Below are 20,129 nucleotides of genomic sequence, written 5' to 3' on the forward strand. Positions count from 1 at the left end.
TGGTGCCATCGTGCAAACACTGCTGCGCCACCTGCAGTTTGAACCACTCGTCGTATCGTTTGCTCATAAAAACACCCCGAAGGTTGGATTGGGGGTCCAACTTTCGGGGTGCAGTTCACACCGGCGGGGCCTTTTTTCATGCTCGGCGCACTATCAGAAGGAGCGGCGACGATAGCGCCGATACTCCGGCGTCCAGCTGTTGCGCTCGATGGCCTGGCGCAGCTTGATGCCGTTGGTCTTCAGCGCCACGCCCTCGCCCTGGGCCTGGGCGGCGACGTCGAAGGCGATCGCCTTAGAGAGCTCGCGGATCTGGGAGAGCGGCGGCAGCAGTGCGCCCTTCCCTTCCTTGACCAGCGGCGCCTCGCGGGCCAGCGCACGGGACGAGGCCATCAGCATGGCATCGGTGACCCGCTTCGCCCCGGCCGCCACCACGCCCAGGCCGATGCCCGGGAAGATATAGGCGTTGTTGCACTGGGCGATAGGGATGCTGCGACCGTCGTGCTCGACCGGCGGGAAGGGGCTGCCGGTGGCGACCAGGGCCTGGCCGTCGGTCCAGCGGATCACATCCTCCGGCACCGCCTCGGCCCGGGAGGTCGGGTTGGAGAGCGGCATGATCAGCGGCATCTCGCAGTTGGCATGCATGGCGCGCACCACCTCCTCGGTGAAGATGCCCGGCATGCCACAGACCCCGATCAGCACCGTGGGCTCGATCCGGCGGACCACCTCGAGCAGCGACTGGCCTTCCCACTCGGCCACCAGTTCCGGATCGTGGGCGAGGCGCCCCTGGAAGTCGCGCAGCCAGGCCTGCTCGTTGGTGACCAGGCCCTCGCGATCGACCATGTAGATGCGCGAGCGCGCCTCCTTCTCGGTCAGTCCCTCGGCCTGCATGGTCACCACCACCTGCTCGGCGATGCCGCAGCCGGCGGAGCCGGCGCCCACGAACACCACCCGCTGCTGGCCGATGCCCTCGTCGCGCGCCTGGCAGGCCGCCATCAGGGTGCCCACGACCACCGAGGCCGTGCCCTGGACGTCGTCGTTGAAGCAGCACAGCTGGTCGCGGTAGCGATCCAGCAGCGGCAGGGCGTTGGCCTGGGCGAAGTCCTCAAACTGCAGCAGCGCGTTGGGCCAGCGGCGCTTCACCGCGGTGATGAACTCCGCCATGAAGGCGTCGTACTCTTCCTGGGAGACCCGCCGGTGGCGCCAGCCCATGTACATGGGATCGTCGAGCAGCGCCTGGTTGTTGGTCCCCACGTCGAGCATGATCGGCAGGGTGTAGGCCGGGCTGATGCCGCCGCAGGCGGTGTAGAGCGCCAGCTTGCCGATCGGGATGCCCATGCCGCCGATGCCCTGGTCGCCGAGCCCCAGGATGCGCTCGCCGTCGGTGACCACGATCACCTTGACGTTGTCCTTGGTAGCGCTCCTGAGGATGTCATCCATGCGGTCGCGGTCGGGATAGGCGATGAAGAGTCCGCGGTGGTTGCGGTAGATGTTGGAGAACTCCTCGCACGCCTTGCCGACCGTGGGGGTATAGATGATCGGTAGCATCTCCTCGAGATGCTCGGAGACCAGCCGGTAGTAGAGGGTCTCGTTGTCGTCCTGGATCGCCCGCAGGTAGATGTGCTTGTCGAGGTCGTTCTGGCACTGGCTGTACTGCCGGTAGGCCCGTTCCGCCTGTTCCTCGATGGTCTCCACATTCTGCGGCAGCAGCCCGATCAGGTTGAACTCCAGGCGCTCCTCACGGGTGAAGGCACTGCCCTTGTTGAGCAGCGGCATCTCGAGCAGCGGTGGACCGGCATAGGGAATATAGAGGGGGCGCTTGTGTTCGATGGTCATCTCTCGCCTCGATAGGGTGACTGGAACGGGCCGTTGGCGCTCTCCCGGCGCCATTGGCGACACTCTACCATGCCGCAAACGACGACGCCCCGGCCGGGGGCCGGGGCGCCTTAGATGCCGACGAAAACGCGGCTCAGCAGCCCTTCGCCGTCGCCACCCGGGCGGCAGGCCCGTCGAAGAAGAAAGGCCGCAGCTTGACCCCGAGCATGTTGCCGGCGAAGGCCGCCACCAGCCACACCCAGCCATGCAGGCTGCCGGAGGCGATGCCGCCGAAGTAGGCGCCGATGTTGCAGCCGAACGCCAGGCGAGCCCCGTAGCCCAGCAGGATGCCGCCGATCACCGCGGCCAGCACCGAGCGCGCCGGGATGCGCAGGCTGGGGGCGAACTTGCCGGCCAAGGACGCCGCCACCAGGGCGCCGATCATGATGCCGACATTCATCACCGTGGTGATGTCCCCCCACACGCTGGCCTCGAGCGCCCTGGCGTTCCAGGAGGCCTGCCAGTAGCCCCACTGGCCGACATCGCCGCCCAAGAGCTCGAAGCCCTTGGCGCCCCAGAGTGCGAAGGCCGAGGTCACCCCCCAGGGGCGACCGGCGAGCGACAGGGTGGCGAAGTTGAGCAGCGCCAGCGCCACGGCGCCGGCCAGCAGCGGCCAGGGGCCGGTGAGCCAGCGCCGGTTGCCGGCGTCGATCCGAGGCGCCTGCTCCAGCTGGCCGTGGCGACGCCGCTCCATCACCACGGTCAGCGCCGCGATGGCAGCGAACAGCGCAAAACTGATCGCGATGCCGCCCCCGGCGCCGGCGGTCTTCACCAGCGAGACCGGCTGGAAGGCCGGCAGGCTCTGCCACCAGCTGAAGTGGGCCGTGCCGATCACCGAGCCGACCACGAAGAACAGCAGGGTGATCAGCATGCGGGCGTTGCCGCCCCCGGCCGTGAACAGGGTGCCGGAGGCGCAGCCACCGCCCAACTGCATGCCGAGCCCGAACAGGAAGGCGCCGACGATCACCGACACGCCGATCGGCGCCACGAAGCCGGTGACGGACTGGCCGAACAGGCTGCCGGCCGAGAGTGCCGGGAAGAACAGCGCCACGGCGATGGCCAGCATCACCATCTGCGCGCGCAGGCCGCGGCCGCGACGCTCGGTGATGAATACTCGCCAGGCGGCGGTGAAGCCGAAGGCGGCGTGGTAGAGCACGATGCCGAGCAGTCCGCCCACCACCATCAGCGCGCCTAGCCGGGCGCCGAAGGCGCTGCCCACGGCGAGCGCCCCCAGCAGCAGGCCGGCGGCGGCAAGGAGCGGCAGGGTCGGACGGGAACGCCGAATCAGGGCGACATCACTCATGAGGGATCCTCCGGAAACGTCCGGGTCAGCGATCAGATTAGCGCGCAGACTAACGAATCTCGAGCAGAACGTGAAATCATCGTATGGATGGTTTTCATTCGATCCGGCAATAAAAAGGCCGGGCCCCCGAGGGGCCCGGCCCGCGGCCATGAGCGTGGCTTAGCCGACGCTCAGACGAAACGGCCGAGGCCCGCCGCCTGGCGCAGGCGATCCATGAAGGGCGCCGCCTCGGCGCGAGCCCGCTCGGCGCCCTGGAGCAGCACCCGCTCGATATGGCCAGGATCCTCCATCAGCCCCTGATAGCGCTCGCGGGGCTCGCGCAGCTGCTCGTTGAGCAACTCGAAGACGCGGTTCTTGGCCTCGCCCCAACCGATGCCGTTGGCATACTCGCCGCGCATGGCCTCGGTCTCGTCGGCCGTCGCGAAGGCCGAGAAGATCTGGAACAGGGTGCAGCTCGCCGGGTCCTTGGGCTCGCCGGGCTCCAGGGAGTTGGTCTTGATCTTGCGCACCAGCTTCTGGAGCTTCTTCTCGGAGACGAACAGCGGGATGGTGTTGTTGTAGCTCTTGGACATCTTGCGCCCGTCCAGGCCGCCCAGCACCTCGACCCGCTCGTCCACCACCGCCTCGGGCTGGGTGAAGTACTGCCCCTTGTAGAGGTGGTTGAAGCGCCCGCCGATGTCGCGCGCCATCTCGATGTGCTGGATCTGGTCGCGGCCCACCGGCACCTTGTGGGCGTTGAACATCAGGATGTCGGCCGCCATCAGCACCGGATAGCCGAACAGCCCCATGGTGATGCCCTTGTCCGGGTCCTGATTGCCGGCGTCCTCGTTCTCGGCTACCGCCGCCTTGTAGGCGTGGGCGCGGTTCATCAGGCCCTTGGCACAGACGCAGGAGAGCATCCAGGTCAGCTCCGGGATCTCCGGCACGTCCGACTGGCGGTAGAAGATGGCGTTGTCGGTATCCAGCCCCAGCGCCAGCCAGGTCGCGGCGATCTCCAGACGCGACTCCTGCACCCGCTGCGGATCTTGGCACTTGATCAGCGCGTGCAGGTCGGCGAGGAAGTAGTAGGACTGGACGGACGGATCCTGACTCGCGGCGATGGCGGGCTTGATCGCCCCCACATAGTTGCCCAGGTGGGGCGTGCCGGTGGTGGTGATGCCGGTGAGGACACGGGTCTTGTCGGACGGTGCGGTCATGAAGGCGGGACTCTGCTGACTCTCGAATGGCCGCTATGGTAACGCGAGGCCCCGGTCAAGGCGACCGGGGCCGGCAGTGTCGACCAGCAGAGGGGGCAGGTCAGCGCGGAGGTCCTTTTCCAGGGAGGGAAAAGGTAGCGCCCAGGGAAGGGTTCACAGCGCCTCCGCGATGGCCCTGCGCCCCGGAAGCGGTCACCCTGCCAAGCGTCGCTTCAGCATCGAACGGCCAGGGCTGTCTTATTTCACCAGGCTGGCGGGATCGACGCTCTCGAGGCCGAAGGCGTCCGCCACCGCCTGGTAGGTGACCTGGCCGTCATGGACGTTGAGGCCGGCGGCGAAGTGCGGATCGTCGGCCAGGGCCTGCTTCCAGCCCTTGTCGGCCAGCGCCCGCACGAACGGAAGGGTGGCGTTGGTCAGCGCCTGGGTCGAGGTGCGCGCCACGGCGCCGGGCATGTTGGCCACGCAGTAGTGCACGACGCCGTCGACGATGTAGGTCGGGTCGGTATGGGTGGTGGGCCGGCTGGTCTCGAAGCAGCCGCCCTGGTCGATGGCCACGTCCACCAGCACGCTGCCCGGCTTCATCTCGGCGAGCATCGCGCGGGTGATCAGCTTGGGCGCGGCCGCACCGGGGATGAGCACGGCGCCGACGATCAGGTCGCACTCGCGCACCGCCTCATCGATGGCGTCGGCGGTGGAGAAGACGGTCTTCATGCGCCCCTGATAGCGGTCGTCCAGGGTCTCGAGGCGCGGGATGGAGGTGTCGAGCACCGTGACCTCGGCGCCCAGGCCCAGCGCCATGCGGGCGGCGTTCTCGCCCACCACGCCGCCACCGATCACGGCCACCTTGGCCGGGGCCACGCCGGGCACGCCGGGCAGCAGCACGCCGGCCCCGCCCTGCGCCTTCTCCAGGCTGTGGGCGCCCGCCTGTACGGCCATGCGGCCGGCCACGGTGCTCATCGGCGCCAGCAGCGGCAGCCCGCCCTGGCGATCCGTGACGGTCTCGTAGGCGATGCAGGTGGCGCCGCTCGCCATCAGGCCGCGGGTGAGGGTCTGTTCGGCGGCCAGGTGCAGGTAGGTGAAGAGCGTCTGGCCCTTGGCGAGCCGGGCGACCTCCTCGGCCTGGGGCTCCTTGACCTTGAGGATCAGCTCGGCCTCGCCCCAGACCTTCGCCACATCGGCTTCGAGGCGCGCCCCGGCGGCCTCATAGTCGGCGTCATGGAAGCCGGCGCCCTCGCCGGCCCCGGCCTGTACGGTGACCGTGTGGCCTCGGCCGACCAGTTCCCGGGCCCCCGAGGGGGTCAGGGCGACGCGGTACTCGTGGTTCTTGATTTCCTTGGGCACGGCGATCTGCATGGCACGCTCCTGCTATGGATGACGGAATCGGTGTTCCCCCATTACAGCACAGGCAGTCGATACACGAAGAGTCCACGCAGAAGAACAAAAAGGATGCGTGTACGCCGGCTTTTTCACCGGAAAATCTTCTATGAGAGAAGGCGTCTACAGAAAACCCTGTGGCCATAACCGAGCAGCTATGCCGTTCACGCGGGCGAGCCGGAGGTCTGGGTGGCGCCTCCCCTGCCCGCTCACCGGGCTAGTCCGCCCCCTCCCGGGTGGCGCCGCAGTGCCAGCAGGTGTCGAAGGCACCCTCGAGGCGCTCGCCGCAGCCGGGACAGGTCCAGGCCGGGCGCTCGCTGCCCCCATGAAGGGCCTGGCGAATCAGCGCCTCGGTGCGCTCGAGGTTGTGGGGCGCCACCCAGACCTCCGGCTCGCACTCGCCCAGCGGCAGCTCGCCGGCGCCGCCGCCCAGGGTCAGGTTGCGCAGCTCCACCGGGATGCCGGCCGCGGTCAGCACGTTATGCACGTGACTGACCAGCAGCGCATTGGAATGGGCGAAGGCGCGAACGTAGCCGGGCACCGTCACGGCCTAGTCCCGGAAGACGCGCACGCCCAGGGCCTTGAGGTAGGCGGTCTCGGGGATCGCCGGATGCACCGGATGATCCGGTCCCTGATGGCCCTGGAAGAGGATCTGGCCCTGGCGGTCCTGATGGCGCACCGCGCCGCGCACTACGTCCACCAGGCGCTCCGGGGCCAGGTGCATGGAGCACGAGGCCGAGAGCAGCAAGCCGTCGCGGCCGAGCAGGCGCATCGCCTCGCGGTTGAGCTTGCCGTAGGCCCGCTCGCCGTTGGGGATGTCCTTGCGCTTGCGGATGAAGGCCGGCGGATCGAGGATCACCACGTCGAACTCCTCCCCCTCGGCCTTGAGGGCGGCGAGCACCTCGAAGGCATCGCCCTCGCCCACCGCCACCTGCTCGTGCAGGCCGTTGAGGGTGGCGTTCTCGGCGACCCGCTCGAGGGCCGCGCCGGAGGCATCCACGCAGAGCACCTCGCTGGCACCGTTGGCCGCGGCCTGCACGCCCCAGCCGCCGACGTAGCTGAACAGGTCCAGTACCCGCTTGCCGCCCACCAGGCCATTGAGCCAGGTGCGGTTGACGCGGTGATCGTAGAACCAGCCGGTCTTCTGGCCGTCGAGCACCGGCACGACGAAGCGCACGCCGTTCTCCTCCAGCAGCACCTGGTCGGGCAGCTCGCCCTTCACCACCTCGACACTCGCCTCGAGGCCCTCCTGGCGACGCCCGCTGGTGTCGTTGCGGAACACCACGGCCGCCGGCGAGAGCACCTTGTCCAGGGCATCCAGCAGCTCGTCGGCCACGGCCTGCATGCCGGCGGTATTGAGCTGGACCACGACGACGTCGCCGAAGCGGTCGATGATCAGTCCCGGCAACAGGTCGCCCTCGCCGTGCACCAGGCGGTAGAAGGGCTTGTCGAAGAGCCGCTGACGCAGGGCCAGCGCCTGGTTCAGGCGGTGCACCAGCAGCGAGCGGTCGAGCCCCTGCTTGGGATCCCGGGAGACCATCCGCGCGCAGATCAGCGAGTGCGGATTGACGTAGGCCACCCCCATGCCCTTGCCGTTGGCCGCCTCGACCACCACCTGCGTGCCGGGGACGATGTCCTTGAGCGGCGTGGCCTGGATGTCGATCTCGTTGGAGTAGAGCCACAGGTGGCCGGCCTTGAGGCGACGGTCGGCATTCTTCTTCAGGCGCAGGGTATGCTGGGTCATGAGGGGTCTCGCAGGGAAAAGAGGGGATCGTTCAGGTCTGGCACTGGCCACAGAACACGCTGGCCCGCTGGCCCAGGGTCACCAGGCGCAGCTCGGCGCCGCAGCGCCGACAGGGCTCGCCGTCGCGGCCGTAGACGTTGAGGCGCTGCTTGAAGTAGCCGGGCTCGCCGGTGCCGCCGACGAAGTCGCGCAGGGTGGTACCCCCCTGGGTGATGGCAGCCGCCAGCACCTCGCGCACCGCCGCCGCGAGCCGGTCGAAGCGCTCCCGGGAGATGCGCCCGGCGGCCCGGCGCGGGTCGATGCCGGCCAGGAACAGCGCCTCGGCGGCGTAGATGTTGCCCACGCCCACCACCACGGCGTTGTCCATCAGGAAGGGCTTCACCGCGAGGCGCCGGCGGCGGGACAGGTCAAAGAGCCGGGCACCGTCGAAGGCGTCAGACAGCGGCTCCGGCCCCAGCCGAGCGAGACGCGCATCCGGTGCCGGGCCCTCGGCGAGCCAGTCGATGAAGCCGAAGCGGCGCGGGTCGTGATAGCGCAGGATGCCGCCGTCGTCGAGCACCAGGTCGACGTGGTCGTGCTTCTTCGGCAGCTCGCCGAGGTGGGCGAGCCGCAGGCTGCCGGACATGCCCAGATGCCAGAGCAGGGTGCCCACCGAGCCGCCAGCCTCCGGGGCCGCCAGCGGCACCAGCAGGTACTTGGCGCGGCGCGAGAGGGCGCCGATCCGCGCCCCGACCAGGCGCTCGACCAGATCCGCCGGCACCGGCACGCGCAGGCGGGTCTGACGGACGATCACCTCGGTGATCTCGCGACCCTCCACGTGGGGCGCGATGCCGCGGCGGGTGGTCTCGACTTCGGGCAACTCGGGCATGGTCTCGTCCGGAGAAGCGGTGATACGCAAGAACCCGACCATCGGGCCGGGTTCAGGCTGACAGGCTCGTACCTGCGGCGGAAGCGACCAAGTCTTACTTGATCTTGCCTTCCTTGTACATCACGTGCTTGCGGATCGTCGGATCAAACATCTTCTTCTCAAGCTTGTCCGGAGTGTTCCGCTTGTTCTTGTCGGTGGTGTAGAAGTGGCCGGTACCGGCACTGGAAATCATTCTGATCTTGTCACGCATGACGTGTCTCCCCTGGTGGAACGCTTAGACGGCTTCGCCGCGCTTGCGAATGTCGCCGAGCACCGCCTCGATGCCCTTCTTGTCGATGATGCGCATGCCCTTGGAGGAGACGCGCAGCTTGACGAAGCGCTTCTCGGACTCCACCCAGAAACGGTGGGAATGCAGATTCGGCACGAAACGACGGCGAGTCTTGCGCTGGGAGTGTGAAACGTTGTTACCAGTCACCGGGCGCTTGCCGGTAACCTGACATACTTTGGACATGAGAGCCTCCAACCGCTTGGCCAGGTGTATAGACCTGAGTGTTCAAAACCTGTCGGGCAAACCGGGACGACCCCGTTGTCATTTGACCCAAGGGAATTCAAAGGCTGCACTTTATACCAGAGACCGCCACAGTCGGCAAGCGACGCGGCGATGATCCGATGAGGGCATGGCATGGCCTCGCGACACCCAGGGTGGCGCGGCATACGGCGATGACAGGCGGGGACCCGTACCAAAGGGCCCAGCGCAACCGGTGCGGCATTATAGCGACCCGCGCGCGCTTTTCCTATCACGATCCTCACTTATCCCCATCACAACCACCCCCGCTCGGCGAAGGAGACCACCTCTCCGTCCCCCACCACGAAATGATCCAGCACGCGGATCTCGAACAGCGAGAGCGCCTCGCTCAGCCGCTCGGTGATGCGACGGTCGGCATCCGACGGCTCGGCCACGCCAGAGGGATGGTTATGGGCGAAGATCACCGCCCCGGCGCCCAGCGCCAGGGCACGACGAGCCACCTCGCGGGGATAGACCGAGGCGCTGTCCAGGGTGCCACGAAACAGCGACTCGTAGCGGATCACCCGGTGCTGGCTGTCGAGGAAGAGCGCAGCGAACTCCTCGTGCCCGAGATGGCGAAGCTTCGCGGCGAGATAGGCGCGCACCAGCGTGGGCGACGTCAGGGCGTGACCGCGCTCGAGCTGGCTCGCGAGGTGGCGCCGCGACAGCTCCAGGGTGGCCTGGAGCTGCACGAAGGTGGCCGTACCGATGCCGCGCTCGGCGCAGAAGCGCGCCTGGTCGGCCTCGAGCAGCGGCCGCAGGCCGCCAAAGGACGACAACAGGTCCCGCGCCAGGTCCACCGCCGAGCGGCCCGCCACCCCCACGCGCAGAAAGATCGCCAAGAGCTCCGCGTCGGACAGCGCCTCCACGCCGAGTGCCAGCAGCTTCTCCCTGGGACGCTCCCCTTCCGGCCAGTCGCGAATCGACATCTCGGCCTCCCTGCCCGCCGTTCGTGGGTATCAGTGTAGTCGGGCCGGCGGCTACGCAAGGTCGGGCGCCGATGGTAAGGTAGGAGGCCCGATTCCCACTCGGATACCACCATGTCTTCACTGCCCGGCCAACGGCGCAGCGGCCGCCCGATCGCGGGCCGCCGCATCCTGCTCGGCATCAGTGCCGGCATCGCCGCCTACAAGAGCGCCCAGCTCGCCCGCCTGCTCAAGCAGACCGGCTGCGAGGTGCGCGTGGTCATGACCGAGGGCGCCCAGGCCTTCATCACGCCGCTGACGCTGCAGGCGCTGACCGGCGAGCCGGTGCGCACCTCGCTGCTCGACCCCGAGGCCGAGGCCGGCATGGGCCACATCGAGCTGGCTCGCTGGGCCGAGATCATCCTGATCGCCCCGGCGACCGCCGACCTGATGGCGCGCCTCGCCCAGGGCATGGCGAACGACCTGCTGACCACCCTGTGCCTGGCGAGCGACGCCGAGACGGTGATGGCGCCGGCCATGAACCAGGCCATGTGGCGCCATCCGGCCACCCTGCGCAACGCCGACCGGCTCACCCAGGACGGCTGGCGGCTGCTGGGGCCGGAGAGCGGCGACCAAGCCTGCGGCGACGTGGGCCCGGGGCGCATGCTGGAGCCCGAGGCGATCGTCGAGGCGCTGCTTGCTACGGCGCCCGATGCCTCGCCAGCTAAGGCGCCCGACGCCGCGACAGCCATGGCGCCCGAGGCCTTGCCCTCCTCCGTGACGCCCAACGCCGCGACCGCCGAGGCGCACGAGGCCGAGGGCCTGACCGTGACCATCACCGCCGGCCCCACCCGGGAGGCGCTGGATCCGGTGCGCTACCTCTCCAACCACAGCTCCGGCAAGATGGGCTACGCCCTGGCCGCCGCGGCGGCCTCGCTCGGGGCCCGGGTGCGGCTGATCAGCGGCCCGGTCGCCCTCCCCACCCCCGAGGGCGTGGAGCGCATCGACGTGGAGAGCGCCCAGGAGATGCACGAGGCCGCCAAGCGGCTGGCGCCCGACAGCGATCTCTTCATCGGCTGCGCCGCCGTGGCCGACTACCGCGCCGAGACGGCCGCCGAGCACAAGATCAAGAAGGTCGACGGCGAGGACGGCCTCACCCTGCGCCTGGTCAAGAACCCCGATATCATCGCCGCGGTGGCGGCCCTGGCGGAGCGGCCCTTCGTCGTCGGCTTCGCCGCCGAGACGCGCGACCTCGAGGCCTATGCCCGGGACAAGCTGACCCGCAAGGGGCTGGACCTGATCGTCGCCAACGACGTCTCCGACCCCGAGATCGGCTTCGGCACCGATCACAATGCCGCCCTGCTGCTGTGGCGCGACGGCGAGACCGAGGGCCGCGAGGCGCTCTCGCCCCAGCCCAAGGCCGACCTCGCCCTGGCAGTGATGCGCCGTGCCCTGGCCTGCCTGACGGCCCGCCACACCCCCTGACACCGCACCCCGAGGAGCCCCGATGTCTTCCGCCCCAGAACGCCCGCGTCTCGCCGTCAAGCTGCTCGATGAGCGCCTGCGCGACGTGATGCCCCGCTATGCCACCGACGGCTCCGCCGGCATGGACCTGCACGCCCTGCTCGACGCCCCCCTGACCCTCGCGCCCGGCCAGTGCGAGCTGATTCGCACCGGGCTCGCCATTCACATCGCCGATCCGGGCCTCGCCGGGATGATCCTGCCCCGCTCGGGCCTGGGCCATAAGCACGGCATCGTGCTCGGCAACCTGGTCGGCCTGATCGATTCCGACTACCAGGGCGAGCTGATGATCTCCACCTGGAACCGCGGCCAGGCGTCCTTCACCATCGAGCCCTTCGAGCGTCTGGCACAGTACGTGCTCGTGCCCGTGGTGCAGGCCGAACTCGAGATCGTCGACGACTTCGACGCCAGCCATCGCGGCGGCGGCGGCTTCGGCAGCTCGGGCCGGCGCTGAGCCTCTCGATACCCCACAACGGATGGACCCCATGACCACAGAGACCGTACCCGCCTCGATCTTCCGCGCCTACGACATCCGCGGCATCGTCGATGACACCCTGACCGAGACCGGCGTCGAGCTGATCGGCCGCGCCATCGGCAGCGAGGCCCGCGCCCGCGGCGAATCCGCCGTGGTCGTCGCCCGCGACGGGCGCCTCTCGGGCCCACGGCTGCTCGAGGCCCTGACCCGCGGCCTGACGTCGACCGGGTGCGACGTCATCGACGTTGGCATGGTCCCCACCCCGGTGCTCTACTTCGCCACCCACGTGCTCGAGGGCACCGCCTCCGGCGTCATGGTCACCGGCAGCCACAACCCGCCGGACTACAACGGCTTCAAGATCGTGCTCGGCGGCGAGACACTCTCCGGGGACGCCATCACCGCGCTGCACACCCGTCTGGCGACGGGCGATCTCGCCGAGGGCCAGGGCCAGACGCGCCAGGAAGACGTGCGCAACGCCTATCTGGCGCGCATCCTCGGCGACGTCACGCTTACCCGGCCGCTCAAGGCCGTGGTCGACTGCGGCAACGGCGTGGCCGGCGAACTCGGCCCGGCGCTGGTCGAGCGCCTGGGCGCCGAGACGATTCCGCTATTCGCCGAGATCGACGGCACCTTCCCGAACCATCATCCGGACCCGGGCAAGCCCGAGAACCTGAAGGATCTGATCCGCACCGTGCAGGAGACCGGTGCCGACATCGGCCTGGCCTTCGACGGCGACGGCGACCGCCTGGGAGTGATCACCCCGAGCGGAGCGCTGATCTACCCCGATCACCTGCTGATGGCCTTCGCCGAGGACATGCTGTCGCGCAACCCGGGCGCCCGCGTGATCTTCGACGTCAAGTGCACCGGCAACCTGACCCGGGTGATCGAGGAAGCGGGCGGCACCCCCGAGATGTGGCGCACCGGCCACTCGCTGATCAAGGCGCGCATGAAGGCGACCGGTGCGGCGCTTGCCGGCGAGATGAGCGGCCATATCTTCTTCCAGGAGCGCTGGTACGGCTTCGACGACGGCCTCTATGCCGCGGCCCGCCTGCTCGAGATCCTCTCGAAGGAGCTCTCCACCGAGGGCATGGATGCCGACGCCTTCTTCGCCCGCTATCCTCAGGATCTCGGCACCCCGGAGATCAACATCGCCGTGACCGACGAGACCAAGTTTGCCCTGGTGGACCGGCTCGCGCGGGAGGGCGACTTCGGCGATGGCGGCATCAAGACTACCCTGGACGGCATCCGCGTCGACTACCCGGACGGCTGGGGGCTGTGTCGCGCCTCCAACACCACGCCGGTGCTGGTGCTGCGCTTCGAGGGCAAGGACGAGGCGGCGCTCACTCGCATCCGCGGCCGCTTCGCCGACGCCCTCGCCCAGGTGTCGCCCGAGCTCGAACTGCCCCACTGAGGGGCCGCTCGCCACATGACTTCTCGGCACATGAACGCTCACCAGGCGAGCTCTCGCCAGACGAAACAGGACAGGGAACCCGACCGATGACCGAACAGACTCGCGACCCGCGCCAGGTGGTGGAGGTGCTCTCCGAGGCGCTGCCCTACATCCAGCGCTTCTCCGGCAAGACCGTGGTAGTGAAGTACGGCGGCAACGCCATGACCGAGGACACCCTGATCGACTCCTTCGCCCGCGACATGGTGCTGATGAAGGAGGTCGGCATCAATCCGGTGGTGGTGCATGGCGGCGGCCCGCAGATCGGCGACCTGCTGGCCAAGCTCAACATCGAGTCGCGCTTCGTCAACGGCATGCGGGTCACCGACGCCGAGACCATGGACGTGGTCGAGATGGTGCTGGGCGGGCTGGTCAACAAGGGCATCGTCAACCTGATCAACCAGTCCGGCGGCAAGGCCATCGGCCTGACCGGCAAGGACGGTGCCCAGATCCGCGCCCGTCAGCTCAAGGTCGAGCATCAGAGCCCGGAGATGACCGCGCCGGAGATCATCGACATCGGCCACGTCGGCGAGGTGGAGCACATCTCCACCGACCTGATCGAGATGCTCGCCGCCCGCGACTTCATCCCGGTCATCGCCCCCATCGGGGTGGATGCGAAGGGCCGCAGCTACAACATCAACGCCGACCTCGTGGCCGGCAAGGTGGCCGAGGCCCTGGACGCCGAGAAGCTGATGCTGCTGACCAACGTGGCCGGCCTGATGAACGCCGAGGGCGAGGTGCTCACCGGACTGACCACCGGCCAGGTGGATGGCCTGATCGCCGACGGCACCATCCACGGCGGCATGCTGCCGAAGATCCGCTGTGCGCTGGAGGCCGTGAAGGGCGGCGCCAAGAGCGCCCATATCATCGACGGCCGGGTGCCCCACGCCACCCTGCTGGAGATCTTCACCAACGCCGGGGTCGGCACCCTGATTACCGACGAGCCGCAGGAACCGAGCGACGGCTGAACGCCGGCGACCCGATCCCAGTGAGCCAGCCCCAGAAGCTGGCCCTACGAGCCGCGCCCTGCGGGGCCGGCCCGATCCACCCGACCGATAAGAATATAACGACATGACGCAGGCAACCCACACTCCCAGCCGCCGCGAGCAGATCCTGCAGGGCTTGGCGCTGATGCTGGAGGAAGACAGCGGCAAGCGCATCACCGTGGCCGCCCTGGCCCGCCAGGTCGGCGTCTCGGAGGCGGCGCTCTATCGCCATTTCCCGAGCAAGGCGCGCATGTTCGAGGGCCTCATCGAGTTCATCGAGGAGAGCCTCTTCGAGCGCATCGGCCGGATCCTCGACGAGGTACCCGAGGCGGTGCCGCGCTGCGGCCAGATCCTCACCCTGGTACTGGCCTTCGCCGAAAAGAACCCGGGCCTCTCGCGCCTGCTCGGCGGCGACGCCCTGACCGGCGAGACGGCAAGGCTCAGGCTTCGCATCCATCAGCTCTTCGAGCGCCTGGAGACCCAGCTCAAGCAGGTGCTGCGCGAGGCCGAACTGCGCGAGGGCCGCCGCCCCGCCCTGCCGGTCTCCGCCGCGGCCAACCTGATGCTGGCCCAGCTCGAGGGACAGATCTCGCGCTACGTGCGCAGCGACTTCCGCCACCGCCCCACCGAGCACTGGGACGACCAGTGGCCGCTGCTCTCGGCACAACTCTTGCGCCCCGCGGCGCAGACGGCCTGACCCACGCCCGTAACACTCCGCGGTACAACGCACGAAGCCCCGGCCATTGGCCGGGGCTTCGTCATTCGGGCGATGCGATGAGGTAGCGATCTTCGCCAGGACCGGCAGTCGCCAGCCAGGGGGATCAGGCCGCCAGGGCGTCGCCGATCTGCAGGCGGATCTTCTTCATGGCGTTCTTCTCGAGCTGGCGGATGCGCTCGGCGGAGACGCCGTAGACGTCGGCCAGCTCGTGCAGGGTGGCCTTGCCGTCGCCGAGCCAGCGGCGCTGCAGGATATCCCGCGAACGCTCGTCGAGGGCCGCAAGGGCCGTCTGCAGGCGCTGGGTGGCGTCCTGCTCCCAGTCACTGTCCTCGAGCTGGGTGGCCGGGTCGGCGCTGGCGTCGTCGAGGAAGTGCACTGGCGCCTGATAGGCGGACTCGTCGTCCTCCCCGGGCGAGGCGTCGAAGCCGGCGTCGTGGGCCGACAGGCGACCTTCCATCTCGCGCACCACCTCGGGCTTGACGTCGAGATCCTTGGCGATCGCCTCGACCTCATCGGTGTTCAACCAGGCCAGGCGCTTCTTGGCGCCGCGCAGGTTGAAGAACAGCTTGCGCTGGGCCTTGGTGGTGGCGATCTTGACGATGCGCCAGTTGCGCAGCACGAACTCGTGGATCTCGGCCTTGATCCAGTGCACGGCGAAGGAGACCAGCCGCACACCCTGGTTCGGGTCGAAGCGTTTCACGGCCTTCATCAGTCCGACGTTGCCCTCCTGGATCAGGTCCGCCTGGGGCAGGCCATAGCCGGAGTAGCTGCGGGCGATGTAGACGACGAAGCGCAGATGCGACAGCACCAGACGGCGAGCCGCTTCCAGGTCCCCCTCGTCGTGAAGCCGGAAGGCGAGATCGCGCTCCTCTTCGACGGTCAGCATGGGAATGCCGTTGACCGCCTGGATGTAGCCGTTCAGGTCATGACCCGGGGAGAGTTGCCCCACCGGCAGAAGACTGGTGCTCATGTGCAGGTTGTCTCCTTCGAAGCCCATAGTGCTGTTCGTGATCGCCGACTACGACGATAAAGGCCGTTGAAAGTTCCGAATGTGCTCGCATATAGCGAGGAATCATCCAGCCATTTGCCTTAACGAGGCCGGATCTCCGCCAGGTGCCGATTCACGGCCAGCCAAGCACCCAGCCAGCCCAGTAGTGTACTACAGCCCAACAGTATTGTAGACCCTTCGCCTCCCAGCCGCGGCAGGGTGAAACTGGCGCCATAGCTGGCCGCCAGCGCGGAAACCGGGGCCGCAAGCCAGTCGCTGCCGAGGCTCAACAGCCCCCAGGCCAGCAGGCCACCGCCGAGGCCGAACCAGGCGCCGCTGTAGAGGAAGGGGCGTCGCACGAAGGCGTGGGTGGCGCCGATCAGGGTGACCACCTCGATCTCCTGGCGGCGGCTCTCCACGGCCAGCCGGATGGTATTGCCGACCACCAGCAGCACCCCCAGCGCGAACAGCACGCCCAGCGCCAGGGTGACGCGCTGGCCCAGCGCGGCGAGGTGGCGCAGGCGCTCCAGCCAGGCGAGGTCCAGGCGCACCTCGTCGACGCCGGGCACGGCCGCGAGGCCATCGGCGAGCCGGCGCACCGCCGCGGGGTCGGCATTGGCGGGGCGCACCACCACGCTTGCCGGCAGCGGATTCGTCTCGAGCCGCGCCAGGGCGTCCTCGAGCCCCAGCGCCTGCTGGAACTCGGCCATACCCTCGGCGGCGGTGATCAGCCGGGTGGCCGCCACGCCGTCCTGGGCGGCCAGGGCCTGCTCGATGCGCCCGGCCTCGGCCTCGCCGACCTCCTCGTCCAGGTAGGTGGTGAGAGTGGCGCTCTGCTCCAGCTGGGCGTCGAGCAGACGGGCGCTGTCCAGGGTCAGCCACAGGCCGGCCGGCAGCACCAGGGCGATGGCGATGGCCAGCATGGTCAGCAGGCTGCCCAGTGGCCGACGCAGCAGCCGGCGCGCGCTGTCGGCGGCCATGGCGCGGTGGTGGCGTGCCCAGGCGCGCCAGCGCAGGCCGCTTCTCGGCCGCTGCGTGCGGGCGCCGCGGGACGAGGGCTCGGGTCGACTCATGCGATCTCCTCGTCGGCCACCAGGCGGCCCTCGCTCAGCCGCAGGGTGCGGTGGCGAAGCCGGGCGATCAGCGCCAGGTCGTGGCTGGCGACCATCACCGTGGTGCCGATGCGATTGAAGTCCTCGAACAGCCCCATGATGTCGGCGGAGAGCTGCGGGTCGAGGTTGCCGGTGGGCTCGTCGGCCAACAGCAGTGCCGGCTTGTTGACCACCGCCCGGGCGATGCCCACCCGCTGCTGCTCGCCGCCGGAGAGCTCGATGGGCAGGGCCGCCTCGCGGTGCAGCAGCCCCACCTTGTCGAGCGCCGCCCGCACCCGGCGCGCGGCCTCGCGGCGCTCGATGCCCTGGATCTCCAGGGGCAGCGCCACGTTGTGGTAGATCGAGCGGTCGAAGAGCAGCTGGTGATCCTGGAAGACCACGCCGATCTGGCGGCGATAGAAGGGGATCTGGCTGTGGTGCAGGCGATCGATGTCGTGGCCCGCCACCCGCACCCGGCCGCGGCTGGGCCGCTCCAGGCGCATGATCAGCCGCAGCAGCGAGCTCTTGCCCGCCCCGGAGTGGCCGGTCAGGAAGACCATCTCGCCGCGGCGCACGCGAAAATCGATATTGGCGAGCGCATCATAGCGCCCTCCATAGCGCTTGCCGACGTGCTCGAAGGCAATCATGACGCGGGCGTGTCCTGGTCCCGATCGAACAGGGCATCGACGAACTCGTGCGCCACGAAGGGTCGCAGGTCATCCAGCCCCTCGCCGACGCCGATGAAGCGGATCGGGGTGCCGAGCTGTCGCGCCAGGGCGAAGATGATGCCGCCCTTGGCGGTACCGTCGAGCTTGGTCAGGGTCACGCCGGTGATCGGCACCGCCTCGTGGAAGGTCGAGGCCTGGGCCAGGGCGTTCTGCCCGGTGCCAGCGTCGAGCACCAGCATCACCTCGTGGGGGGCGCTGGCGTCGATCTTGCCCATCACCCGATGGACCTTCTTGAGCTCCTCCATCAGGTGCGCCTTGTTGTGCAGGCGCCCGGCGGTGTCGGCGATAAGCACGTCGACGCCGCGCGCCTTGGCCGCCGAGAGGGCATCGAAGATCACCGAGGCGCTGTCAGCGCCGGTGTGCTGGGCGATCACCGGCACGTCGTTGCGCTCGCCCCACACCTTGAGCTGCTCCACGGCGGCGGCACGGAAGGTATCGCCGGCGGCCAGCATCACGCTGCGCCCCTCGCGCTGGAAGCGCTGGGTCAGCTTGCCGATGGTGGTGGTCTTGCCCACGCCGTTGACGCCGATCACCAGGATCACGAAGGGGCCCTCGCCCTTGGGCGGCAGGGCCAGGGGCTCGGTGACCGGCTCGAGGCTCGCCGCCAGCTCCTCCTGCAGGGCGCGGTAGAGTGCCTGGGGATCCTTGAGTTCCTTGCGCGAGACCCGGTCGGCGAGCCGGTCGATGATCTCGGTGGTGGCCTCGATGCCGACGTCCGCCATCAGCAGCTGGGTCTCGAGCTCCTCCATCAGATCGTCATCGATCTGCTTGCGCCCCATGAAGAGGTCGGCCAGGCCGTCGGTGAGGTTGGCGCGGGTCTTGCCGAGCCCGGCGCGGATGCGGGCGAACCAGCCCTTCTTCTCGCTGACCGGCTTCTCCTGCAGGGCGGCAGGCGCGGGTTCGGGTTCGGGTTCGGGTTCGGGTTCGGGTTCGGGTTCGGGTTCGGGTTCGAAAACAGACTCGGGCTCGGGGGCGACCTGCTGCACCGCCTCTTCCGCGGGTTCCTCGGGCGTGGGCTCAGGGCTGGGCTCAAGGCTGGACTCGGCCGCCACCTCCTCATCGGCCGCGATCTTCTCCTCGGCGGCGACGGGCGCTTCTTCGGCGGCGGGAACAGTCTCGACAGCCTCCGCCTCGCCGGATTCCTCTGCCACGGACGTTTCCGGGGCCGTGGCGGCCGCGGAGGGCTCCTCCTGCTCTGGCCGCGCGCCGTCGGCTATCGTGTCCTGTTCCTCTTCCGACCGGCGCTCGGCCTCCTGTTCCGGTGTCGTCTGCTGCTGTTCCTGCTTCTTCTTGCGCTTGAGAAAACCGAACATGGGGGGATCACGCCTCACGGATGAACGAATCGCCTCATCCTACCATTGCGCACCATGACTGTGGACAAGCCGGCGGTTACAATCCGCTCCATGACACGTCACCCCTCCTCCTCCCGCAAGTCCCGCCGCCCGGGCCCAGGCGCCTCGCCCAGGGGCGCCCCAGCCAAGACCGGACGGCTGCGCCTGATCGGCGGCGACTACCGCCGCCGCCAGCTTCCCGTGCTCGATCATCCCGGGCTACGCCCCACCCCCGACCGGGTGCGCGAGACGCTCTTCAACTGGCTGACCGCCGCCGTGCCCGGGGCCCGGGTGCTCGACCTCTTCGCCGGCACTGGGGCACTCGGCCTCGAGGCCCTGTCGCGAGGCGCTCGGGAGGCGGTGTTCGTCGAGGCCGACGCCAGGGTGGCGCGCCAGCTGGCCGACAACCTCGAGACCCTGAAGGCGAGCGAGCGCGCCACGCTGCTGACCACCCAGGCCCAGGCCTTCCTGGCCGACACCTCCGCCCCCTTCTCGCTGGTCTTTCTCGACCCGCCCTTCCATCAGGGCCTCGCCGCCGGCTGCTGCGCGGCCCTGGAGGCCGGCGGCTGGCTCGCCGAGGAGGCCTGGATCTATCTCGAGACCGAGACCTCGCTGGCGCCGGCCGTGCCGGCCAGCTGGCAGCTGCATCGTGAGGTGCGGGCCGGTGACAGCACCGGGCGGCTCTACCGGCGCCGGCAGGCCGAGGACCAGTCGCCCGACGGCGACGGTTGCTGAGCCCCGGCCGCAAGGTTACGCTGCCGTCAGGAGAATCCCCACCGGGCGCGGCCCGATCAGCAGGATGTTGTCAGGAGAACAGGATGAGCATCGAACTCTTCAACCAGCTCGAACAGAAGGTCACCAGCGCCGTCGAGGCCCTGGAGTTGATGAGAATGGAAGCCGAGGAGCTGCGCGAGGAAAACGCTCGCCTGAAGCAGGAACGCGAGGAGTGGGAGCGTCGCCTCTCCGCCCTGCTGGGCAAGTTCGAGGAAGTCGAGACGACCGCGACCAGCTGAGGCG

The 20,129-nt window shown here is 69.0% G+C and carries 21 protein-coding genes; 7 read left to right on the forward strand and 14 right to left on the reverse strand.

From position 1 onward, the window contains the following. Positions 1 to 153: 153 nt before the first annotated feature. The 10 genes from ABE957_RS16525 to radC form a co-directional block, all read right to left on the reverse strand. Positions 154 to 1,833: an NAD-dependent malic enzyme gene (locus ABE957_RS16525; protein ID WP_349759769.1), complete on the reverse strand. Its 1,680-nt coding sequence runs from the start codon at positions 1,831 to 1,833 to the stop codon at positions 154 to 156. 133 nt (positions 1,834 to 1,966) lie between these two features. Further along, on the reverse strand, positions 1,967 to 3,175 hold the full coding sequence (locus ABE957_RS16530; RefSeq protein ID WP_349759770.1) for a YeeE/YedE family protein: 1,209 nt from the start codon (positions 3,173 to 3,175) through the stop codon (positions 1,967 to 1,969). Positions 3,176 to 3,345: 170 nt separating this feature from the next. Next, complete coding sequence (gene trpS, locus ABE957_RS16535) at positions 3,346 to 4,371, reverse strand: tryptophan--tRNA ligase (protein WP_349759771.1); 1,026 nt, start codon at positions 4,369 to 4,371, stop codon at positions 3,346 to 3,348. A 237-nt stretch (positions 4,372 to 4,608) separates the two neighbouring features. Continuing rightward, positions 4,609 to 5,724: an alanine dehydrogenase gene (gene ald, locus ABE957_RS16540; RefSeq protein ID WP_349759772.1), complete on the reverse strand. Its 1,116-nt coding sequence runs from the start codon at positions 5,722 to 5,724 to the stop codon at positions 4,609 to 4,611. 238 nt (positions 5,725 to 5,962) lie between these two features. After that, positions 5,963 to 6,292 carry a putative signal transducing protein gene (locus tag ABE957_RS16545; protein WP_349759773.1) on the reverse strand — a complete coding sequence of 110 codons (330 nt, stop codon included), beginning with the start codon at positions 6,290 to 6,292 and terminating at the stop codon, positions 5,963 to 5,965. Between the two features lie 3 nt (positions 6,293 to 6,295). Further along, positions 6,296 to 7,489, reverse strand: coding sequence for a class I SAM-dependent rRNA methyltransferase (locus tag ABE957_RS16550; RefSeq protein ID WP_349759774.1), 1,194 nt, complete (start codon positions 7,487 to 7,489; stop codon positions 6,296 to 6,298). A 31-nt stretch (positions 7,490 to 7,520) separates the two neighbouring features. Continuing rightward, the gene (mutM, locus tag ABE957_RS16555) at positions 7,521 to 8,357 is read right to left on the reverse strand and encodes a bifunctional DNA-formamidopyrimidine glycosylase/DNA-(apurinic or apyrimidinic site) lyase (protein ID WP_349759775.1); all 837 of its coding nucleotides are present in this window, start codon (positions 8,355 to 8,357) and stop codon (positions 7,521 to 7,523) included. Positions 8,358 to 8,451: 94 nt separating this feature from the next. Further along, positions 8,452 to 8,607 carry a 50S ribosomal protein L33 gene (gene rpmG, locus ABE957_RS16560; RefSeq protein ID WP_071944136.1) on the reverse strand — a complete coding sequence of 52 codons (156 nt, stop codon included), beginning with the start codon at positions 8,605 to 8,607 and terminating at the stop codon, positions 8,452 to 8,454. Between the two features lie 24 nt (positions 8,608 to 8,631). Further along, positions 8,632 to 8,868, reverse strand: coding sequence for a 50S ribosomal protein L28 (rpmB, locus tag ABE957_RS16565; protein ID WP_040184989.1), 237 nt, complete (start codon positions 8,866 to 8,868; stop codon positions 8,632 to 8,634). Between the two features lie 308 nt (positions 8,869 to 9,176). Further along, positions 9,177 to 9,851 (reverse strand): RadC family protein, encoded by a 675-nt coding sequence (radC, locus tag ABE957_RS16570; protein WP_349759776.1) that lies wholly within the window; start codon positions 9,849 to 9,851, stop codon positions 9,177 to 9,179. Between the two features lie 111 nt (positions 9,852 to 9,962). On the opposite strand from radC, the gene coaBC reads away from it, so the two are divergent. The 5 genes from coaBC (at position 9,963) to slmA (ending at position 14,953) form a co-directional block, all read left to right on the forward strand. Then, positions 9,963 to 11,312 carry a bifunctional phosphopantothenoylcysteine decarboxylase/phosphopantothenate--cysteine ligase CoaBC gene (coaBC, locus tag ABE957_RS16575; protein ID WP_349759777.1) on the forward strand — a complete coding sequence of 450 codons (1,350 nt, stop codon included), beginning with the start codon at positions 9,963 to 9,965 and terminating at the stop codon, positions 11,310 to 11,312. A gap of 22 nt (positions 11,313 to 11,334) precedes the next feature. Further along, positions 11,335 to 11,802, forward strand: a complete 468-nt coding sequence (dut, locus tag ABE957_RS16580) for a dUTP diphosphatase (RefSeq protein WP_349759778.1) — start codon at positions 11,335 to 11,337, stop codon at positions 11,800 to 11,802. A gap of 31 nt (positions 11,803 to 11,833) precedes the next feature. Beyond that, the gene (locus ABE957_RS16585) at positions 11,834 to 13,234 is read left to right on the forward strand and encodes a phosphomannomutase/phosphoglucomutase (protein WP_349759779.1); all 1,401 of its coding nucleotides are present in this window, start codon (positions 11,834 to 11,836) and stop codon (positions 13,232 to 13,234) included. Positions 13,235 to 13,320: 86 nt separating this feature from the next. After that, the gene (gene argB, locus ABE957_RS16590; protein ID WP_349759780.1) at positions 13,321 to 14,238 is read left to right on the forward strand and encodes an acetylglutamate kinase; all 918 of its coding nucleotides are present in this window, start codon (positions 13,321 to 13,323) and stop codon (positions 14,236 to 14,238) included. Between the two features lie 103 nt (positions 14,239 to 14,341). After that, complete coding sequence (gene slmA / locus ABE957_RS16595; protein ID WP_349759781.1) at positions 14,342 to 14,953, forward strand: nucleoid occlusion factor SlmA; 612 nt, start codon at positions 14,342 to 14,344, stop codon at positions 14,951 to 14,953. Positions 14,954 to 15,077: 124 nt separating this feature from the next. Here the strand turns inward: slmA and rpoH are convergent, their stop codons facing one another. From rpoH to ftsY, 4 genes are all read right to left on the reverse strand, one after another. Continuing rightward, the gene (gene rpoH, locus ABE957_RS16600) at positions 15,078 to 15,944 is read right to left on the reverse strand and encodes an RNA polymerase sigma factor RpoH (RefSeq protein WP_349759782.1); all 867 of its coding nucleotides are present in this window, start codon (positions 15,942 to 15,944) and stop codon (positions 15,078 to 15,080) included. A 119-nt stretch (positions 15,945 to 16,063) separates the two neighbouring features. After that, entirely contained in the window at positions 16,064 to 17,035 is a 972-nt protein-coding gene (gene ftsX, locus ABE957_RS16605; RefSeq protein ID WP_349759783.1) for a permease-like cell division protein FtsX, read from the reverse strand. After that, positions 17,032 to 17,700, reverse strand: coding sequence for a cell division ATP-binding protein FtsE (gene ftsE / locus ABE957_RS16610; protein ID WP_349759784.1), 669 nt, complete (start codon positions 17,698 to 17,700; stop codon positions 17,032 to 17,034). The genes ftsX and ftsE overlap by 4 nt, the downstream gene beginning before the upstream one ends. Continuing rightward, positions 17,697 to 19,094, reverse strand: coding sequence for a signal recognition particle-docking protein FtsY (ftsY, locus tag ABE957_RS16615; protein WP_349759785.1), 1,398 nt, complete (start codon positions 19,092 to 19,094; stop codon positions 17,697 to 17,699). Before ftsY ends, ftsE begins: the two co-directional genes overlap by 4 nt. Positions 19,095 to 19,184: 90 nt before the next feature. Here ftsY and rsmD point away from each other — a divergent pair, with 90 nt between their 5' ends. Together rsmD and ABE957_RS16625 are read left to right on the forward strand one after the other, a co-directional pair. After that, positions 19,185 to 19,847 (forward strand): 16S rRNA (guanine(966)-N(2))-methyltransferase RsmD, encoded by a 663-nt coding sequence (gene rsmD / locus ABE957_RS16620; protein ID WP_349759786.1) that lies wholly within the window; start codon positions 19,185 to 19,187, stop codon positions 19,845 to 19,847. Between the two features lie 83 nt (positions 19,848 to 19,930). Continuing rightward, entirely contained in the window at positions 19,931 to 20,125 is a 195-nt protein-coding gene (locus ABE957_RS16625) for a cell division protein ZapB (RefSeq protein ID WP_138181448.1), read from the forward strand. Positions 20,126 to 20,129 lie beyond the last annotated feature (4 nt).

Source organism: Halomonas pelophila (assembly GCF_040196315.1).
GTDB lineage: Bacteria > Pseudomonadota > Gammaproteobacteria > Pseudomonadales > Halomonadaceae > Halomonas > Halomonas pelophila.

What these genes read in the sequence shown, in the direction of transcription:
- ABE957_RS16525 (WP_349759769.1), bottom strand. Translation starts at nt 1,833, where the DNA reads ATGACCATCGAACACAAGCGCCCCCTCTATATTCCCTATGCCGGTCCA.
- ABE957_RS16530 (WP_349759770.1), bottom strand. Translation starts at nt 3,175, where the DNA reads ATGAGTGATGTCGCCCTGATTCGGCGTTCCCGTCCGACCCTGCCGCTC.
- trpS (WP_349759771.1), bottom strand. Translation starts at nt 4,371, where the DNA reads ATGACCGCACCGTCCGACAAGACCCGTGTCCTCACCGGCATCACCACC.
- ald (WP_349759772.1), bottom strand. Translation starts at nt 5,724, where the DNA reads ATGCAGATCGCCGTGCCCAAGGAAATCAAGAACCACGAGTACCGCGTC.
- ABE957_RS16550 (WP_349759774.1), bottom strand. Translation starts at nt 7,489, where the DNA reads ATGACCCAGCATACCCTGCGCCTGAAGAAGAATGCCGACCGTCGCCTC.
- mutM (WP_349759775.1), bottom strand. Translation starts at nt 8,357, where the DNA reads ATGCCCGAGTTGCCCGAAGTCGAGACCACCCGCCGCGGCATCGCGCCC.
- rpmG (WP_071944136.1), bottom strand. Translation starts at nt 8,607, where the DNA reads ATGCGTGACAAGATCAGAATGATTTCCAGTGCCGGTACCGGCCACTTC.
- rpmB (WP_040184989.1), bottom strand. Translation starts at nt 8,868, where the DNA reads ATGTCCAAAGTATGTCAGGTTACCGGCAAGCGCCCGGTGACTGGTAAC.
- radC (WP_349759776.1), bottom strand. Translation starts at nt 9,851, where the DNA reads ATGTCGATTCGCGACTGGCCGGAAGGGGAGCGTCCCAGGGAGAAGCTG.
- coaBC (WP_349759777.1), top strand. Translation starts at nt 9,963, where the DNA reads ATGTCTTCACTGCCCGGCCAACGGCGCAGCGGCCGCCCGATCGCGGGC.
- dut (WP_349759778.1), top strand. Translation starts at nt 11,335, where the DNA reads ATGTCTTCCGCCCCAGAACGCCCGCGTCTCGCCGTCAAGCTGCTCGAT.
- ABE957_RS16585 (WP_349759779.1), top strand. Translation starts at nt 11,834, where the DNA reads ATGACCACAGAGACCGTACCCGCCTCGATCTTCCGCGCCTACGACATC.
- argB (WP_349759780.1), top strand. Translation starts at nt 13,321, where the DNA reads ATGACCGAACAGACTCGCGACCCGCGCCAGGTGGTGGAGGTGCTCTCC.
- slmA (WP_349759781.1), top strand. Translation starts at nt 14,342, where the DNA reads ATGACGCAGGCAACCCACACTCCCAGCCGCCGCGAGCAGATCCTGCAG.
- rpoH (WP_349759782.1), bottom strand. Translation starts at nt 15,944, where the DNA reads ATGAGCACCAGTCTTCTGCCGGTGGGGCAACTCTCCCCGGGTCATGAC.
- ftsX (WP_349759783.1), bottom strand. Translation starts at nt 17,035, where the DNA reads ATGAGTCGACCCGAGCCCTCGTCCCGCGGCGCCCGCACGCAGCGGCCG.
- ftsE (WP_349759784.1), bottom strand. Translation starts at nt 17,700, where the DNA reads ATGATTGCCTTCGAGCACGTCGGCAAGCGCTATGGAGGGCGCTATGAT.
- ftsY (WP_349759785.1), bottom strand. Translation starts at nt 19,094, where the DNA reads ATGTTCGGTTTTCTCAAGCGCAAGAAGAAGCAGGAACAGCAGCAGACG.
- rsmD (WP_349759786.1), top strand. Translation starts at nt 19,185, where the DNA reads ATGACACGTCACCCCTCCTCCTCCCGCAAGTCCCGCCGCCCGGGCCCA.
- ABE957_RS16625 (WP_138181448.1), top strand. Translation starts at nt 19,931, where the DNA reads ATGAGCATCGAACTCTTCAACCAGCTCGAACAGAAGGTCACCAGCGCC.